Genomic DNA, 17,540 nt, shown 5'->3' with positions numbered 1-17,540 from the left:
CAACTCCCTAGAATGATAAAACCATTCTTATATATAAATACACAGTCGGTGCAACAAACAAAATACTGTCAAACCTATCTAGTACACCACCGTGGCCTGGCATAAGGTTTCCGTAATCCTTGACTCGGGAAAACCTTTTTATAGCTGAAGCACCCCAGTCTCCGATCTGTGAAACAATGCCGTTGATACCGCCTAGAATAATAAAATGATGATAAGGAATAGTCTCACCCATATCTTTTTTAAACAAATAATTTATAAAAAGGCCAAAAGCAGATGTAAGCACCATGCTGCCTAGAATACCGCCTACAAAACCTTCAAATGTCTTTTTGGGACTTATTACAGGCAGAATTTTTCTTTTACCGAAGAATTTTCCTGAAAAGTATGCAAAAGTATCGGTAGCAAATGCACCTATGAAAATAAGCCAAATGTAATAAAAACCATTATCAAGCTTTCTTGTCATTACAACAAATGAAAACAAAAAGGGAACATACAGCATTCCGAATACCGTAAGGGATATGTTTATTATATTAAACTTCTCATGGAAGAAGATTATTATCAAAAATAAAAATACCATTACTAAAAATAATGCCAATGAAACATAATTTGCAGATTTTATTATGTCCAAATAATCAGTGAAAAACCTGTTGCTTGTTTTAAGTCCAACTATAAGAATCGGAAGGCATGACAAATAACCGAACAGCCTTATAGGCTTATAGCCCACATTTGATACTGCATTATAAAATTCATAAATACCTATTAGGGATAAAAGAAAAATTGATGCTGAGACAAAAAAACTTCCTGAAAATACCACAACAAAAAGTAATGCAATTCCTATAATTCCACTAATAATTCTCGTCTTCAAAAGTTACACTCCTCCAAAACGTCTATTTCTTTTTTGATATTCCATAATAGCCTCATCTATGTAAGCTTCGCTAATATCAGGCCACAGCACATCTGTGTACCAAAACTCGGTATAGGCCATTTGCCACAACAAATAGTTGCTGTGCCTTTTTTCACCGCTTGTACGGATAAGCAGGTCAGGATCAGGCATATACCACGTATATAATTTTTTAGCGAAATATTCTTCGTCTATATGATCATTCTTTATAATACCTTTTTCCGCTTCGGTCACAATCTCTTTTACAGCATTTACGATTTCGTCTCTTCCACCATAGTTCAATGCAATATTGAGGCAGATTCCGGAATTTTGTGAAGTAACCCTTTCAACCCTCTTGATTTCATTTTGAATATCAATGGGCAGCCCTTTAATATTGCCTATAACTCTAATTTTAGCCTGGTCTCCACCCAATTCCTTTTCTGCGTTTTTAAGCTTTTCCAAAAGGAGATCCATAAGCTCATCAACTTCCTTTTTAGGTCTTTTCCAATTCTCTGTAGAAAAGGCATAAACAGTAAGATATTTAACACCAAGCTTGTCACAATATCTTACAATCTTTTTTAAAACATTGCTGCCCTCCCTATGTCCCAATATTTTAGGAAGCTTTCTTCTTTTTGCCCATCTTCCGTTTCCATCCATAATAATAGCTATATGGGTTGGAATATTTTGAGGATCAACACCTATTCTTTCCCCTTTATCCTTATTATTTTTCAAGAACCCTTTAAATAAACTCATTACGCCTCCGATTAATCACTCTTCGTATAGATTGCAATTTGTATATACTTAGTCATGATCAAAAATAACTTCCGCTATAAATTTCGCTCATGTGTTGACTTAACTCATCAATCTATTATATAAAATTATTTAAAAGCCATAACCAATATATATAATACATTAATTTCTATAATAAAACAACAACAAACTATTTGGCCGCATAATGACTAACCCCTCTATATGAGGGGTTTTGCTATCAGCAGTCTAACTTTATTATTACCGACAATATCGCACCTTAGTATCCTGTAGCCCATATCGTACTCGCTGGAAGTTTTCCTGGGTTCGCTTGTCACTTTGATTTCATCTGCTTCAAATGAATATTTTTTTATCTGCTCTAATCCATCCTTCAGAATATATCCGGTCAAATCGGGTAAACTCAATGTGTTACACCTCTAATATTTCTTTTTCCTTATCTTCAACTACCTTTTCAATTTCAGCAACCCTTTTGTCAGTTATATTTTGAATATCCTTTTCCGCTGTCTTAAGGTCGTCTTCAGTTATGGAATTATTCTTCTTTTCGGCTTTGAAATGTTCTATGGCATCTCTTCTTATGGCCCTTACAGCTACCTTCGCATCTTCACCGTATTTCTTAACTGTTTTTGTAAGTTCTTTTCTTCTCTCCTCTGTAAGAGGTGGAAATACCAGCCTGATTATTTTTCCGTCATTGTTAGGATTTAGACCAATATCGGATTTTTGTATCGCCTTCTCAATTTCCTTTAAAACCTTAGCATCCCATGGCTGAATAGAAATAATTCTTGCTTCCGGTATTGTAACACTTCCTAACTGTGTTATTGGAGTAGGTACACCGTAATAATCTACCATAATCTTATCCAAAATGGACGAGTTCGCTCTTCCTGCTCTGAGTCCTGCCAAGTCATCCTTCAAAACATTTATAGTCTTTTTCATCTTTTCTTCAAATGGTTTGTAATCTTCTTTATTCATACTAATAACCTCCCTGATTACCTTATAGATGTTCCTATTTCTTCTCCAAGAATTACCTTAATTATATTATCCGGTTGATCGAGACCAAATACAATTATAGGTATATTATTGTCCTTACAAAGCGATGCTGCCGTTGAATCCATGACACCAAGTTCTTTATGAAGCAAATCTAGATATGTCAGCTTATCGAATTTCTTGGCATCAGGATTAACATTGGGATCACTGTCATATACTCCATCAACCTTTTTCGCAAGAAGTATAACTTCTGCGTCAATCTCAGCAGCCCTCAATGCTGCCGTTGTGTCTGTAGAAAAGTAAGGGTTCCCAGTTCCGCAGGCAAAAATAACAATTCTTCTTTTATCAAGATGCCTTACCGCCTTTCGCCTTATGTAAGGTTCTGCAATCTGCCTCATTTCTATAGCAGTTTGAACCCTTGTAGGTACTCCTCTTGACTCTAGGGCATCTTGCAGTGCGAGAGAATTTATAACTGTTGCCAGCATTCCCATATGGTCAGCAGTTGTGCGGTCCATGCCTTTGCCGCTTCTTCCTCTCCAGAAGTTCCCTCCTCCGACAACTATTGCCACATCTACTCCAAGTTTGTAAATTTCGTTTATCTTATCACAAACTCCATTAATTGTATCAGCATCAATACCGACTTTATGGTTTCCGGCTAAGGCTTCACCGCTGATTTTTAACATAACCCTTTTGTACTTTGGTGTCAGCATCAAAAATTTCCTCCGATTCTTAATATTAAAAGCAATTGTATTATATTAAGTTCAATTTATCACAACAAATGAAAATATTTTTATATATGAATATGGGAACATAATAAATGTTCCCATATTTTAATATTATTATTTGCTTTAATATTAGCCACCGATTTGCTTCATAACTTCATCAGCAAAGTTTTCCTGCTTCTTTTCTATACCTTCGCCTCTTTCAAATCTAACAAACCTTCTGATGTTGATATTTTCTCCGATAGTTGCGATTTTTTCAGTCATAAGCTGCTGAATTGTCTTGTCATTATCTTTAATCCATGGCTGTTCTAAAAGACATACTTCCTTGTAATACTTCTCGATTCTTCCTTCAACCATTTTTTCAATAATTTTCTCAGGCTTTCCTTCATTTAGTGCCTGTGCCTTCAAAATCTCTTTTTCCTTTTCCAAAATAGCTGTAGGAACTTCTTCACGTCTTACGTACTCAGGTTTTGCTGCTGCAATTTGCATTGCTACATCTTTAACAAAGCCTTTGAACTCTTCATTTTTTGCTGCAAAGTCTGTTTCTATATTAACTTCAACGAGAACACCGATTCTTCCGTCTCCATGAATATAAGCTTCTACCAATCCTTCAGCTGCTATTCTTCCTGATTTCTTTGCAGCTGCTGCCAATCCCTTTTCTCTTAATACTTCTATTGCCTTTTCCATATCTCCGTTAGCTTCTGTAAGAGCCTTCTTGCAATCCATCATTCCGGCTCCAGTTCTTTCACGGAGCTGCTTTACCAAATCTGCTGTAACCATAGTAAATCCTCCATAAAAATATTAATATAATATTTTTTCTTATAATCTATTATTTATTTTAATTTTAATTGAAAATTATTCAGCCTGAGCTTCCACTTCAACTACTTCCTCAGCTTGAACAGCTGCAGGTGCAGTATCTGTCAACTGTTCGCCCTGTCTGCCTTCTAAAATAGCGTCTGCTATTTTAGCTGTAATTAGTTTAACAGCCCTTATAGCATCATCGTTTCCTGGTATAGGGAAATCAATTTCATCAGGGTCACAGTTTGTATCAACTATAGCAACAACAGGAATACCCAATCTCTTTGCTTCCAATATTGCATTTCTTTCTTTTCTTGGGTCAACTATAAACATAGCTCCAGGCAATCTCTTAAGATTCTTTATTCCGCCAAGATTCTTTTCAAGATCAACCATTTCTTTTTTAAGCTTTATAACTTCCTTCTTAGGAAGAACATCAAATACTCCGTCCTTCTCCATGCTTTCCAATTTGTTTAATCTGTCAATTCTCTTCTTGATAGTATTAAAGTTGGTAAGCATACCTCCGAGCCATCTTGCATTTACAAAGTACTGACTGCTTCTTTGTGCTTCTTCCTTAATAGAATCCTGTGCCTGCTTCTTTGTTCCTACGAACAATATATCTTGTCCGTTCATTGCTACTTCTCTTATGAAGTAATAAGCTTCTTCTACCTTCTTTACAGTCTTCTGAAGGTCAATGATATAAATACCATTACGCTCTGTAAAGATAAATTCCGCCATTTTAGGATTCCATCTTCTTGTCTGGTGACCAAAGTGAACCCCTGCTTCCAATAACTGTTTCATAGAAATTACTGACATTTATTATTCCTCCTTTTAGTTATACCTCCACGTCTTCATCTTCCTGGAACACTCATTAGGAGCACTTTTCCAAAAATCAGTCCGTGTGCGTATTTTTACCGTTAAATAGTATAACACAAGGAAATAATATTATCAACTATTTCGACTAATTTATAAATATTATTTTTCACCCCCCCCTATAAACACTTGAAATTAGGTCAAGGATAGACTACTATTATATATATCCTACTAAATTAAATTGTGAAAAATGTTTTGCAGTTTTTCAATCTTAAATGTTACTTTCAAAACATATAGATTAAAGCAGATTTAACAGATTAACAATTAACCACTTTTAATCTATCTACTATTTTTTATTTATAGGGAGGCATTTTATGGAAGATATTAATTTTCTAAAAAGTTCGGCAGATTTTTCAGTGGTGCAGGGTAAACCACTAAATGGCTGGACTAAGTTTGTTGGCATATCGTATATTGTCTATGGCTCATTGATGTGTGTCGGAATCCTTACAGCAGCTATAGGTATACCTATAATATTTGCCGGCCTTAGGATTTTAAGAGCATACGAGGATATGAAACGTTTTTCCGAGTCAAACAGCTATTACAACTTAGCGAACGCGGTTGATAACCTTAACGGCAGCTTCAAAATCACAGGGATTCTGATTGTAATAGGTTTATCATTTATGGCATTATATATTATTGCTATAGTTGCTATTATGTTTTTGGGAATAATGGCTTTTCGTTAACAATCCTGTTCAACTTTTTTATGGTATTTTTTCTACACGTAAATGTATAGAATTAATCAATTTTAATACAGCTTATTAAGCCGGAGGATACTCCGGTTTAATTTTTTTAATGTCTAGGAAATTATGGTGTCTGCTACACCACAATTTCTCACGACAACAATCAAGGTTGCAAAATCGCAAGCGATTTTTTTAATGTCTTTGAAACTTTTTTGATTTTCAATTGTATTTATATTTATAAGACAAAACACTCAAGATTTTATAAAAGGATGGATGCAGCTTTGGAAGTAGCGGACAAGGAACTTATCAAACTTTGTAAAAGAAAAAATAGAGAAGGCTTTGATCTCTTATTCCAAAAGTATGAACGTTACATATATAAAATATGTTACTTCTATGCATCTTCCAAGGATGACTCATTGGATCTTGTGCAGGAAATATACATGAAGATTTTTAAGTCTCTCGATAGTTTTGATGAAGACAAGGCACTGCTTCCCTGGATAAAGAGGATTACGATCAATACATGCATAAACTTTTTAAAGAAAAACAATAAAGGTGTCATTTCTCTAAATGAAAGCACCGTTCCTGAAGAAGATCCCTTGGAGCTAAAGCTTGTTTCATCCGAAAACACAGAACAACAAATACTTTATCAGGATACTAAAAAGGTCGTAGAGAATTCCATAAGAGAGCTACCCTATGAAATAAGAATGGCAATAATTCTAAGACATATAAAAGGATACAGCTATAAGGCAATAAGTGATTTGATGTCATGCCCCGAAGGTACTGTAAAAACTTATATACATAGAGGCCGAAACCTTCTTAAGAAAAGTCTTATCAAGAAAGGAATATGGGAGGTATAAAATGGATTGCAATTTTGACACTGCTTTACTCCATGATTATTTGGAAGGAACAATTGACGAGCTGGAAAAAATATTTGTTGATGAGCATTTAAAGGTATGCAGAAAATGCAAAAAGGAACTTACCCATTTAAAGCTGCTTTTCTGGGAACTGGAAGGCATAAATGATGAGGAGATTGATATCCCCCATGAACTCGAATCCATAAGGGAAAATGTTGTTGACAATATAATGGCAGATGAAAGTGAAGGTTTTGGTATCAAAAAGCTTTTAAGAATCCAAAAAAAGAATCTGGAAACCTCCAACATGTATATAAATTATATTCCCGGTAAGGATTTATTCGAAAAAGGAATAAAAAAATCTTCTTCCATTTTATATAATGCATCAGGCAAGGCTATAAAAAAAGGAATTAAAATAATACAGTCGAGGTAATAATCATGGTTATATTGTTTATACTAAAGGTTTTCGGCATACTGCTTTCTTTTGTGGTTCTGCTTCTTTTGTTTGTACCTTTCACATACTGTGTCGCTGCCAGAAAGCATAAAGACACACATATAAAAGCTGGCGTAAGTTGGTTGTTTGGCTTATTGGGATTTACATTTTCCAAGAAAAACTGGAATAAAAGCCAACTATATATAAGACTTTTAAAAATAAAATTTTCTGTTATTAACAGCAATACTAAAAAGCTGCACCTTAAGGTAGATTCCAAATATCAAAAAAAAGATAAACTGCCACAAAACAACGTCAGGTTTTTAGATAAAAACTTTTTAAAACCAATAATGAAAGCATTAAAAGAGCTTTTTTATCATATAAAACCTAAAAGATTCAAACTTGAAGGGAGGTATGGTTTTGAAGACCCTTTTTACACTGGGGTAGCCCTGGCATCCTTTAACATAATGCGGCCGCTTTTTATAAATTATAATGTTAATGTATGTCCTGTATTTGAAGATGAAATACTTGAGGGTAATTTTCTTATAAAGGGTCGCCTGATACTGATTGCAGTTATGGTTATCGCTATAAAAACTCTTTTTAATAAAAATGTCAGAAAAATATTATTTTCCAAGGAGGAAAAAGCATATGTCAATTGATTTGAATGTAAATGAAAACATAAACATGATTTTTGAGAAATTGGAGAACTTTTTGAAATCAAAAACAGTAGTGGGTGAATCCATCAAAATTGGTGAAACAACAATAATACCGTTTCTTACAGTCACCTTTGGATTAGGTTCGGGAGGCGGCGATGGAAAGGACCCTAAAGGAGCAAATGGCACAGGTTCCGGTGCAGGTGTTGGTGCAAGAGTAGCTCCTACAGCAGTTCTGGTAGTAAAAGGGGATGATGTACAGCTTCTTCCAATTAAGAAAACAGGCGGTCTTGATAAGCTTATTGAAATGGTTCCCGACATTGTATCCCATATCAAATGCGATAAGGCCGGTGATACTGAAGAAAATAAATAATACCTGAAAGTAATGCCATAGGTAACATGAGGGCTGTCGGATATCCGACAGTCTTTTTAATGCCTTGGCAATAAAACAGCTTACAATTATACTCCCTAGACATATAACCTTGTGCTATAATGGATAATATAAATTTCCAACCTGAAAGAAAGGATTTTATGAAAAAAGATATATTATTACCGGATGATGTACTAAGCATTATAACAAGGCTGAATACCGCAGGCTATGAAGCCTTTGCAGTGGGCGGCTGTGTAAGGGACAGCCTTCTCAATAAAACACCCAAGGATTGGGATATAACAACAAATTCACTCCCCCACAATACAAAGTCGTTATTTGAAAAAACCATAGACACCGGACTAAAACATGGAACCGTAACTGTCGTTATAAATAATGAAAGCTACGAAATAACAACCTATAGGATTGATGGTGAGTATTCCGATAACAGAAGACCTGACAGTGTTGAGTTTACCGCTTCCCTGAAGGAGGATTTAAGCCGCAGGGATTTTACCGTCAACGCCCTCGCCTATAACCCGTCCTTAGGAGTAATAGACTATTTTGAAGGCATAAATGATCTTGATGATAAAGTTATAAGAGCCGTAAGGAATGCTGATGAAAGGTTTAAGGAGGATGCTCTTCGGATGCTTAGGGCAATACGTTTTTCTGCCCAGCTTGGATTTCGAATAGAATCCCAAACCCTAAAAGCCATTTCACAAAACAAAGAACTTATAAATAATATAAGCCCAGAGAGGATAAGGGAAGAGCTTACCAAGATATTGGTTTCACCCAATCCATCAAAGCTTCTTCTTCTCCATGATACAGGACTGTTAAAATTTGTACTTCCTGAATTTGAAAGCTGCATCGGCATAGAACAGAACAACCCTTATCATATGTATAATGTGGACCAACATACCATTCTTGCTGTGTCCGGCATTGAATGCGACAAGATTTTAAGATGGACAATGCTGCTTCATGATATTGGGAAAGCGGTTACCAAGACTACCGACTCAGAAGGGATAGACCATTTCCATGGTCATCAGAGTGTCAGTGTGGATTTGGCCCTTAGTATTTTAAAAAGGCTACGGTTTGACAATAAGTCCATAGATATTATACTAAAGCTTATCAAGCATCATGATATGAGAGTAGCCCCTGACAATGTCTCCATTAAAAAAGCTCTGAAAACACTTGGCAAAGAGGCTATATTCCTGCTTCTAAAGGTCAAGGAAGCAGATATAAGAGCTCAAAACACCAAATTTCTTGAATCAAGGCTCGTTGATTTGGCTAAAATTAAATGTATGGCAGGAGAAATAATAGAGTCTAATGAGTGCTTTAGCCTGGATTCTTTAGCTATTAGCGGAGATGACCTAATTAATCTTGGTATCAGCCAGGGTAGAAATATTGGAATTATTTTAAACAAGCTTTTGGACATGGTTATTGAAAGTCCTCAATTGAACACTTATTCCCACTTATGCCGAATAGTTGGCACCCGATTTTTGGGTCCTATGTAAATTTTTTCGAACACATGCCTTTTTAATCAATAATAGTTCTATTAGGGGATTGTAAAGTACTTTTATTAGGTATATAATTTTAATGTTACCCTAATTTGCTTTGTGGTTAATGTAAACATCGGTTTATACATTAACAGATTGCTTTTGTAGTTACAAAAGTATTCTACTCGGCAAGTTAGTATTATCTCATAACATTATATTACAGGAGGCAACCAAAAATGAAAAAAAATTTACTACTTATATCACTGTTAGTATTAATCTCAGCTGTATCTACCTCTTGCAGCTCTGATAGCAACAATACCGGCACCACAAGCCCTGAACCCTCGGCTATTACAGAGCCCTCACCTACACCAATTGATCCTTTGAGTATCAAAAAACCCCAAAGTGATATATCAATTGTAGTAAACAGAGGCAACATATTAGGAACAGTTGATCTAAAAAGTAAAAAATGGACAAATGCATCCGATTCACAAAAGCTTTTAAAAGGAGATGAGGTTTTTACTTATTATTCATTTGACTCAGTAGTAGGAACAGGCATAACACCCAAAATCAAAGAAGATAAATCAATTGATATAGCACAGGATTTCCCATACGCCAACAATGATGAGCTTAATGCAAAAGTTTTCATATACCAGCTTGGGATCAGCGGACCTTGGAACGCAATGCCAAGAGTTCCAAAAGCCTCAGGTGCAAACCTTATAACATACGGAAAAATAGTTAAGGATGTACTTGATAAAAAAGGCTTATCCAATAGCAACATATCTATTAAAAGGTCTTCTGAGATAGACCTTGACGGTGATGGAACAGTTGAAAAACTGGTGTGTGCATATGACTACAATACTGCCTCCTGGTACAAATCAGAGGGCAAAGAAGGACAAGGCACATACTCGATGGTTGTACTTAATAAAGTTGTAGACGGTCAGGAACAGAACATTGTTATACGTGATCAATACTCAAAATCCAAGCCTGCTAAGGAGTGTATTTATTTTGCTCCTATGGTTCTTGATATAGACAATGACAACAACATGGAAATAATTGTAGAAGGTAAAAACCAGAATGCTTCCACAATTGAAGTCTTCAGAGTTGTAGGAAAAGATGTAGTCAACGTCTATTCCACAGAAATACCTACAAAGATTATCAACAAGAAATAATAAACTTTGCTTATTAGGGGGACAAGCTTAAATGCACAGTCCCCTTTTTATTTCATTAATAAAATATTATTCTCAATTAAAGAAAGGAATACATACATGAAAAGAATTATACCGGCTATCATTTCCCTAATTTTGATTTTCTCCTCAGTAATACCTTCATCTTCGGCACAATCCAAGATAAAAGTAGCACTTGACGGCAAAGAACTGAAATTTGATTCAGCCCCCTTCATCAGCAACGGAAGAACCATGGTGCCTTTTAGAGCAATCTTTGAAGCACTTGGAGCAACTGTAGAATGGGATGCAGATACCGATACCGTAACTGGTACAAAAGATGATTTAAGAATTATACTTACAATTAACAGCACTACAGCCTCGATAAACGATGACATTATTGAATTAGATGCTGTTCCCCAGGTGAAAAACGGAAGGACTTTTGTTCCCACCAGATTTGTGGCAGAAAACCTTGGTGTGAGGGTTTATTGGAACAACGCTTCTAGCACGGTAGTTCTTTTGAGCGATAAAGTGGACCCATCCATGGACAGCAGCTATATAGAAGCAGCCAACCCTACTTATGAAGAGTCCAACTCCAATAAATCAGAAATAACTTTCTGGTACTTCAATAAGGATGAAGCACCTAATATAGTAAGAGCATATAACGAGCTGTATCCGGATAAAAAGATAAACCTATCTGTAATTCCCGATAAGGATCAACAATACCAGAACAAGCTTACGTCAGCTTACAGGGCAGGATCAGGTATTCCGGATGTTGCCGGATTTGAATCAGCCTTTGTCAAGAGGTTTGTTGAAATGCCCGGAGCCCTTGATGATATTACAGCAAAATCCAAAGATATTACAGGAAACATGTATCCTTATACTCTGGATGTGGGAAAGGATAAGGGCGGAGTTTTAAGAGCAATCGCTCACCAGATCGCACCCATATCAATCGGTTATAAAAAATCTCTTGCCAAAAAATATCTTGGGACAAATGACCCTGCAAAAATATCACAGATGATTTCCACATCTGATAACATTCTTAAAACCGCAGCCACCCTAAAGTCGAAAAGCGGTGGCAAAGTGGCCCTTTTCCCTACTTTCGAAGAGCTATTAAGGACTTATATGGGTGCACGCACCAAAGGTTGGGTATCAAACAACAACCTTGTAATTGATCAAAAAGTGCTGGACTTTATGGATCTTGCCAAGAAGCTTAGAGCCAACAGATATGAATCAGGCCTTGACCAGTGGTCTCCCGGCTGGTCTGCTGCCATCGCAAGCGATGAAACAGCAATGTGCTGGGTTATACCTACTTGGGGTGTACCCTGGATAATAGGTTCTAATGATAAAAGAGCTGCTGACGGCGGCAGATGGGCACTTGCCACACCACCTTATCAAAACTTCTGGGGCGGTACATGGTTTGGATTATCTTCAAAGAGCACCAGAAAGCAGGAAGCTTTCAATTTTATAAAAGCCTTCACCTCCAATAAGAAGTTTATGAAGAAGTGGTGTATCGACAACCAGGATATGCCAAATAACAAAGCATTGGTAAATGAATTGGCATCAGATTCATATTACACATCCAAAATAACAGGCCAGAATAACTTTAAGATATTTGGCCCACTTGCTGAAAAAGTAAACGGTAAATTGCTTACAAAATATGATGATACAATAGAAAACTCATATATCGATGTGCTTCGTTCCTACCTGGCAGGAAAAATTGATACCAGGGATGAGGCCATAAAAATCTTAAAAGATAAAGTAAAGACCAACTTGAAAGATATTGCTGTTAAATAACCTAATTTGAGGTGTATAATGAAAAAAATATTATTACTATTTGCATTTTTAATGCTGCAATTGTTTCTTTCAACCAGTTCCTATGCTGCTCCTGCAAAAATAAAGGTGATAGTAAGAGGAAAAGCCCTTACAATGGACACTGCACCTGTAGTGTCCTCGGGCAGGACCTTGGTCCCAATGAGGGATATTTTTGAATGTCTTGATGCATACGTTGAATGGAACGACAAGACAAAATCCATTACAGCAACCAGAAGCGGAAAGGTGGTAAAACTTAAAATCGGAGATAAAAAAGGCTTTATTAACGATACTCCGGTTGTTTTAGATGCCTCACCAAGTATAACAAAAGGCCGGACACTTGTTCCTCTGCGGTTTGTGGGAGAGGCCTTTGGTGCCAAGGTTGAATGGGATAATGGTACAAGAACCATCAACATTTCAACAGATGATCTTGTTGAAAAGACATACAACACCTCAGGAAATATTAATAACGAGGGTTATGTATGTTCAAGCGGTGACTATGATTATATTTCCTTCTATAACTTAGGCACTTATAAAATAAAGCATGGAAGTTCTGAAAAAGTAAAAATCAACGGAAACCCAGTATCATTCATAAATATTGTTGGAGATTGGATGTATTTCGTATACTCTGAGAAATACCCTGTAGAAAGCGAGAGAGACAGACTTTACAGGATGAAGCTCAACGGCACCTCATCCACTAAAATAACCTCTGATAAGGTTTTATATGCCTCCATTGTTGATGATTGGATCTACTACATAAACCAAAGCGATTATGACAGACCATATAAAATACGTTTAGATGGTAAAGGCCGTCAGAAAATCAGCGACGATACCGTGTCCAATCTTGTGGTGTCTAATGGATGGATATTTTTCGAAAGGGACGGTGACCTTTGCCGCATGCGAACAAACGGCAAGGATGAGTCGGTTTTATGCGAGGAAATAACAGGCAATCTAAATTTTAATAACACAAAAGACACACTAATCTTCAGCTTATTTAACGATGAGGACAGAGGAATATACAAAATTAAAACCAACGGAACAGGCATTGAAAAGATTGTGAGTACTTCGGTAAATTCCTTAAACTATTCTGAAGGCTTTATATATTACAACGACTTTCTTGGTAACCTATATAAAATCAAGGAAGACGGAAGTGAAAAAAAGAAGATTAGTACCGGAGTTAAAGGTAGCCTAAACATATCGGGAGATTGGATATATTATACAAGCTATGTAATGCCTAAAAGCTTATCTGATATGGATATACCTGATGAAGATATAAATTCCAATGAGGATATGGAATCTGATGAAGATAATGAAATTAGCGAGAAGATTGATATCAAATCAAAGGAATTCAGAGTAAAAACTGACGGTTCAGTTAAGCAAAACATGGATAAAGAGGGCATATTCCAAGATATACAGACCTTTATTCCAGGAACCACCTCCTCTACCCCGATGCCAATTACAGTTACATCGGTTCCGCGGCCTCAGGCCACCCTTAGCCCAAAGGACATTGCAAAGCATACTGAAGCAATTTACCTAATCAAAACTTTTGATGAAGATGGTGAGCCCATAGGTTCAGGCACAGGGTTTAATATTGAAAGCAGCGGTATAATAGTAACAAATTACCACGTTATAGAAGGAGCCACAACTATCAAATGCAGTGTCAACAACAGTACAACATATGATGTTGAATATATTTTAAACTATAACGTGATGAGAGACATAGCTATACTAAAACTCAAAAATACATCCAACTTACCATTCTTAAGCCTTGGAGATTCCGACAAACTTGAGCTGGCTGAAGAAGTTGTTGCCATCGGAAATCCCCTTGAGCTGCAAAACTCAGTATCGACAGGTATTGTCAGCGGACTTAGGGTGTTATTTGGAATGAGTTATATCCAGACCAGTGCTGCCATCTCTCCTGGTAACAGCGGCGGTCCTCTCATAAACTCCTATGGCGAGGTAATAGGTATTACTACCATGTCTATGGCCAACACCCAGAATATCAATTTCGCGGTGCCCATAAACAGCGTTAAAAAACTATTCCCAACAGCAGCAATGATTCCGCTTTTAGCAGCAAGCAGGGAAGAATCGGTTTTTGAAGAATCTGAGCCTAATAACACTCTGGAAAAGGCTGCCGATTATCCTCCTAACTCCACTATGGAGGGGACTATAAAAGATGAAAAGGATTTAGATTACTTTAAATTTAATTTGACTAATAAATGTAAAGTTATCCTTGTAGGCATAAGCGAGGGAGCATTTCTTACTGAAGAGTCCCAAGATGATTTAAGTATTATACTAATTGACAGCAATGGCAAGCAAATTGCCAAAAGCGTTTCTCAGGTTGAAAGCGAATTAAAAACCCAGAACTTGACAATGGAACTGGAGCCTGGCAGTTACTACATTTTAGTTAAATCTGCGGAAGGCTATAAGGCCGAGGAATTTAAAGACAACTCAAGTAATGAATATGGGATTATATTTTTAACCGATTGATTACATGTACTTGATTTATCACTTTAAATTTAGCATCATACTATTACAGAAAAAATGGGGGATACCATGAGTAAAAACATATATATTTATCTTACCGCATTCTTCTGCGGAATGTCGGTAATGGCTGTAGAACTGAGTGCAACAAGACTACTTGCACCTACCTTCGGTACATCCAGTATAATTTGGACTATTGTTATAGGTCTTATAATGATTTCTATGAGTCTTGGTAACATATTAGGAGGAAGATCTGCCGACAAATATAACAGCATGGACAGACTCTATGCTCTTATATGGGCCGCCGCTATTTATATAGGGCTTATCCCTTTTGTAGGAAAATATATAATTATTCTTTCTGTAACAATTTTTATGTGGGTTTCCCCTGACAATCTTGTTGTATCGGGATCAATTTTGTCTTGTCTTATCATATTTTCCATTCCACTTGTAATACTGGGCATGGTCACCCCATATCTGGTAAAACTAGGCATAACAGATATAAATAAAAGCGGGAAAACCGCAGGCGAAATATATGCACTTTCCACCATTGGAAGCATTATAGGGACCTTTATACCTACATTTATCACAATACCCCTTGTAGGAACCAGCAAGACTTTCCTTATATTTTCCCTTATCCTAAACCTAATTTGCCTCTATTACTTTGTCTCAAAAAGGATAAGACTTGCAAAATCCATAATATCAAGCGTTATCATATTGGCTTTGACTGTCATACCATTTCATGATTCATATGCCTTCTGGAAGCAAAACATAGTCTATGAAGGTGAATCCAAGTACAATTACCTTCAGGTCTCAGAGGATTCAAAGTCCGTTATACTATCAACAAATGTGGCATTTGGTGTCCAGTCAATATACAAGAAGAACAGCGTTATTACCAACCTTTACTATGATTACGCACTTATGGCTCCACTGTTTATGAAGAATGTTAATTTCAATTCCAGTAAAGATGTTCTTATATTAGGCCTTGGGACAGGTACTTATGCAAAACAGCTAAAGCACTTTTTTCCCAATGTCAATACGGACGGTGTTGAGATTGATCCCAAGATAGTGGATCTTTCAAAAAAGTATTTTAATTTAAAAGATAATGAAGCCAACATCTATATAAATGACGGAAGGACGTTTTTAAACACTCATAAGGATAAAAAGTATGATCTTATAATGGTAGATGCATATCACGACATAACAATACCGTTCCATATGTCTACCAAGGAATTCTTCGCATTGTTAAAAGAAAGCTTGAAGCCTGACGGCATAATTGTAGTAAATATTAATATCCGCTCTAAGAAAGACTCTCAGATCAATGACTATATTTGTCAAACAATAAAAAGCCAAATGGAAAAAGTGTACAAATGCGAATTGAATAACTCCACTAATACCATAGTGTTTGCATCAAGGGATGAAAACTCTCTAAACTTTTTTCTAAACAACTCTGAGAGTATTGAAAAACAAAATCCTTTAAAAGGAATTTCCGAATATGTTAAGGCAAACCTTACAGAGATCAACGAATCCAAGTTAGTTTTCACAGATGAAGTGGCACCAGTGGAAATCATGGGTCAAAAAGTACTTGATGAAATTGTAGCAAATGAACTCGAGTCCTTTAAGAATGAACTTAATTCTGGAAAGGGATTTTGGGATAACATCATGCAGTATTTACGATAAACCATTATTTGCAACAATAACAAAACATTTATCCATAAAAAGTCAAGGAGATAGTCTATCCCTATCTCCTTGACTTTTTAAGTACTACCTAGATTCAATAGTCTTATAGCTTATTAATCACATACATCGTAGTTTTTTCCGTTGAAGAACAGTAACAAGAAAATGAGTATAAAGAATAATATTTCGCTGTTGTCACCTAGAAATCCTTTAAATAAACCGTTAGACATTATTGATTACCTCCATAAATTTATGATACTATATATTATTCTTTTTATAAAAATTGGTGCTTGTAAAACATCATTTTTATAAAAAGAATAATAAGTTTTTTGTACAGTTTTACAGCAATATAGTTACAAATTTTATTGAATAAATGTCACACAATAGGACATCGTCTGAGCCTGTTGGTCTTAATAGAATATAACTTGCTCCGACAGCTATCAGGGTTCCTACCCTGTCAATCAAAGGCCCGTTTGTGCCTATTAAAAACTCAACTCGCATAAGCTTTCCTATCTGAGTCGTAAGAAATCCCGGTGTAAACATGGTGCTCTGAACAGTTGACGGTACCGGAATAGAATTACCATGTACTTGCTGCCCGGCAACTCCAGGACTTAGAGCAGGACCCGCTGAGTATCCTGTAGGCATACCTGTCGGTAAAGCAGGCATTGTACCTGCAGGCAGTGCAGGCATCATACCTGCTGCTTGCTCAGTTCCATTAGTAAAGTTTTGCATACCGCTAGACCCATTGCCGTAAGAACTACCGCATGGACGCATAATAGGTGGATATGTCACAAAAATTCCTCCTTGTTTAATAAATTTGGTCAATCATTTAATCAAATTTTGGTACTCTAAGATTTCTTATTTTTCTTTCGAAATTTTTATAAATCAAAAGCATAGATTACTAAAAATGCTCTTAATAG

At 36.2% G+C, this 17,540-nt stretch carries 18 protein-coding genes; 10 read left to right on the top strand and 8 right to left on the bottom strand.

The genetic code is table 11. The annotated features are described in order from the left end of the window. Positions 1-7: 7 nt before the first annotated feature. From VIO64_RS18035 to rpsB, 7 genes are all read right to left on the bottom strand, one after another. Complete coding sequence (locus VIO64_RS18035; RefSeq protein WP_331920820.1) at positions 8-862, bottom strand: phosphatidate cytidylyltransferase; 855 nt, start codon at positions 860-862, stop codon at positions 8-10. Between the two features lie 3 nt (positions 863-865). Further along, on the bottom strand, positions 866-1,630 hold the full coding sequence (locus VIO64_RS18030) for an isoprenyl transferase (RefSeq protein WP_331920818.1): 765 nt from the start codon (positions 1,628-1,630) through the stop codon (positions 866-868). A 215-nt stretch (positions 1,631-1,845) separates the two neighbouring features. Further along, positions 1,846-2,049 (bottom strand): hypothetical protein, encoded by a 204-nt coding sequence (locus VIO64_RS18025; RefSeq protein WP_331920816.1) that lies wholly within the window; start codon positions 2,047-2,049, stop codon positions 1,846-1,848. A 4-nt stretch (positions 2,050-2,053) separates the two neighbouring features. Further along, positions 2,054-2,611, bottom strand: coding sequence for a ribosome recycling factor (gene frr, locus VIO64_RS18020; RefSeq protein WP_331920814.1), 558 nt, complete (start codon positions 2,609-2,611; stop codon positions 2,054-2,056). 17 nt (positions 2,612-2,628) lie between these two features. Further along, the gene (gene pyrH, locus VIO64_RS18015) at positions 2,629-3,336 is read right to left on the bottom strand and encodes a UMP kinase (RefSeq protein WP_331920812.1); all 708 of its coding nucleotides are present in this window, start codon (positions 3,334-3,336) and stop codon (positions 2,629-2,631) included. A gap of 144 nt (positions 3,337-3,480) precedes the next feature. Continuing rightward, a complete protein-coding gene (gene tsf / locus VIO64_RS18010; RefSeq protein WP_331920810.1) occupies positions 3,481-4,128 on the bottom strand; it encodes a translation elongation factor Ts in 648 nt (215 codons plus the stop codon). A 75-nt stretch (positions 4,129-4,203) separates the two neighbouring features. Further along, the gene (gene rpsB, locus VIO64_RS18005) at positions 4,204-4,959 is read right to left on the bottom strand and encodes a 30S ribosomal protein S2 (RefSeq protein WP_331920808.1); all 756 of its coding nucleotides are present in this window, start codon (positions 4,957-4,959) and stop codon (positions 4,204-4,206) included. A gap of 371 nt (positions 4,960-5,330) precedes the next feature. Between rpsB and VIO64_RS18000 the strand changes: the two genes are divergently transcribed. The 10 genes from VIO64_RS18000 to VIO64_RS17955 all read left to right on the top strand — a co-directional run bounded on the left by VIO64_RS18000 (position 5,331) and on the right by VIO64_RS17955 (position 16,623). After that, positions 5,331-5,699: a DUF5362 family protein gene (locus VIO64_RS18000; RefSeq protein WP_331920806.1), complete on the top strand. Its 369-nt coding sequence runs from the start codon at positions 5,331-5,333 to the stop codon at positions 5,697-5,699. Positions 5,700-5,977: 278 nt separating this feature from the next. Further along, entirely contained in the window at positions 5,978-6,553 is a 576-nt protein-coding gene (locus VIO64_RS17995) for an RNA polymerase sigma factor (RefSeq protein WP_331920804.1), read from the top strand. Position 6,554: 1 nt separating this feature from the next. Further along, positions 6,555-6,980, top strand: a complete 426-nt coding sequence (locus VIO64_RS17990; protein WP_331920802.1) for a zf-HC2 domain-containing protein — start codon at positions 6,555-6,557, stop codon at positions 6,978-6,980. A 5-nt stretch (positions 6,981-6,985) separates the two neighbouring features. Next, the gene (locus VIO64_RS17985; protein ID WP_331920800.1) at positions 6,986-7,636 is read left to right on the top strand and encodes a DUF2953 domain-containing protein; all 651 of its coding nucleotides are present in this window, start codon (positions 6,986-6,988) and stop codon (positions 7,634-7,636) included. Next, positions 7,626-8,003, top strand: a complete 378-nt coding sequence (locus VIO64_RS17980) for a GerW family sporulation protein (RefSeq protein WP_331920798.1) — start codon at positions 7,626-7,628, stop codon at positions 8,001-8,003. Before VIO64_RS17985 ends, VIO64_RS17980 begins: the two co-directional genes overlap by 11 nt. 158 nt (positions 8,004-8,161) lie before the next feature. Beyond that, complete coding sequence (locus VIO64_RS17975; protein ID WP_331920796.1) at positions 8,162-9,508, top strand: CCA tRNA nucleotidyltransferase; 1,347 nt, start codon at positions 8,162-8,164, stop codon at positions 9,506-9,508. Between the two features lie 218 nt (positions 9,509-9,726). Then, complete coding sequence (locus VIO64_RS17970) at positions 9,727-10,659, top strand: hypothetical protein (RefSeq protein ID WP_331920794.1); 933 nt, start codon at positions 9,727-9,729, stop codon at positions 10,657-10,659. A gap of 96 nt (positions 10,660-10,755) precedes the next feature. Then, a complete protein-coding gene (locus VIO64_RS17965; RefSeq protein WP_331920792.1) occupies positions 10,756-12,447 on the top strand; it encodes an extracellular solute-binding protein in 1,692 nt (563 codons plus the stop codon). A gap of 18 nt (positions 12,448-12,465) precedes the next feature. Continuing rightward, complete coding sequence (locus tag VIO64_RS17960; protein WP_331920790.1) at positions 12,466-14,952, top strand: DUF5050 domain-containing protein; 2,487 nt, start codon at positions 12,466-12,468, stop codon at positions 14,950-14,952. A gap of 66 nt (positions 14,953-15,018) precedes the next feature. After that, complete coding sequence (locus tag VIO64_RS17955; RefSeq protein WP_331920788.1) at positions 15,019-16,623, top strand: fused MFS/spermidine synthase; 1,605 nt, start codon at positions 15,019-15,021, stop codon at positions 16,621-16,623. Between the two features lie 336 nt (positions 16,624-16,959). Here VIO64_RS17955 and VIO64_RS17950 read toward each other — a convergent pair whose 3' ends face one another. Further along, complete coding sequence (locus tag VIO64_RS17950; RefSeq protein WP_331920786.1) at positions 16,960-17,412, bottom strand: hypothetical protein; 453 nt, start codon at positions 17,410-17,412, stop codon at positions 16,960-16,962. Between the last annotated feature and the right edge of the window lie 128 nt (positions 17,413-17,540).

The sequence above is a fragment of the Pseudobacteroides sp. genome (assembly GCF_036567765.1).
Lineage (GTDB): Bacteria > Bacillota > Clostridia > Acetivibrionales > DSM-2933 > Pseudobacteroides.
Note: the sequence above shows the minus strand (reverse complement) of the source record. Positions and strands in the feature narration are given on the sequence as shown.

Bases quoted from the DNA above. Each gene is read 5' to 3' on its own strand.
- VIO64_RS18030 (WP_331920818.1), bottom strand. From the start codon at position 1,630: ATGAGTTTATTTAAAGGGTTCTTGAAAAATAATAAGGATAAAGGGGAA.
- frr (WP_331920814.1), bottom strand. From the start codon at position 2,611: ATGAATAAAGAAGATTACAAACCATTTGAAGAAAAGATGAAAAAGACT.
- pyrH (WP_331920812.1), bottom strand. From the start codon at position 3,336: ATGCTGACACCAAAGTACAAAAGGGTTATGTTAAAAATCAGCGGTGAA.
- tsf (WP_331920810.1), bottom strand. From the start codon at position 4,128: ATGGTTACAGCAGATTTGGTAAAGCAGCTCCGTGAAAGAACTGGAGCC.
- rpsB (WP_331920808.1), bottom strand. From the start codon at position 4,959: ATGTCAGTAATTTCTATGAAACAGTTATTGGAAGCAGGGGTTCACTTT.
- VIO64_RS18000 (WP_331920806.1), top strand. From the start codon at position 5,331: ATGGAAGATATTAATTTTCTAAAAAGTTCGGCAGATTTTTCAGTGGTG.
- VIO64_RS17990 (WP_331920802.1), top strand. From the start codon at position 6,555: ATGGATTGCAATTTTGACACTGCTTTACTCCATGATTATTTGGAAGGA.
- VIO64_RS17985 (WP_331920800.1), top strand. From the start codon at position 6,986: ATGGTTATATTGTTTATACTAAAGGTTTTCGGCATACTGCTTTCTTTT.
- VIO64_RS17980 (WP_331920798.1), top strand. From the start codon at position 7,626: ATGTCAATTGATTTGAATGTAAATGAAAACATAAACATGATTTTTGAG.
- VIO64_RS17975 (WP_331920796.1), top strand. From the start codon at position 8,162: ATGAAAAAAGATATATTATTACCGGATGATGTACTAAGCATTATAACA.
- VIO64_RS17970 (WP_331920794.1), top strand. From the start codon at position 9,727: ATGAAAAAAAATTTACTACTTATATCACTGTTAGTATTAATCTCAGCT.
- VIO64_RS17965 (WP_331920792.1), top strand. From the start codon at position 10,756: ATGAAAAGAATTATACCGGCTATCATTTCCCTAATTTTGATTTTCTCC.
- VIO64_RS17960 (WP_331920790.1), top strand. From the start codon at position 12,466: ATGAAAAAAATATTATTACTATTTGCATTTTTAATGCTGCAATTGTTT.
- VIO64_RS17955 (WP_331920788.1), top strand. From the start codon at position 15,019: ATGAGTAAAAACATATATATTTATCTTACCGCATTCTTCTGCGGAATG.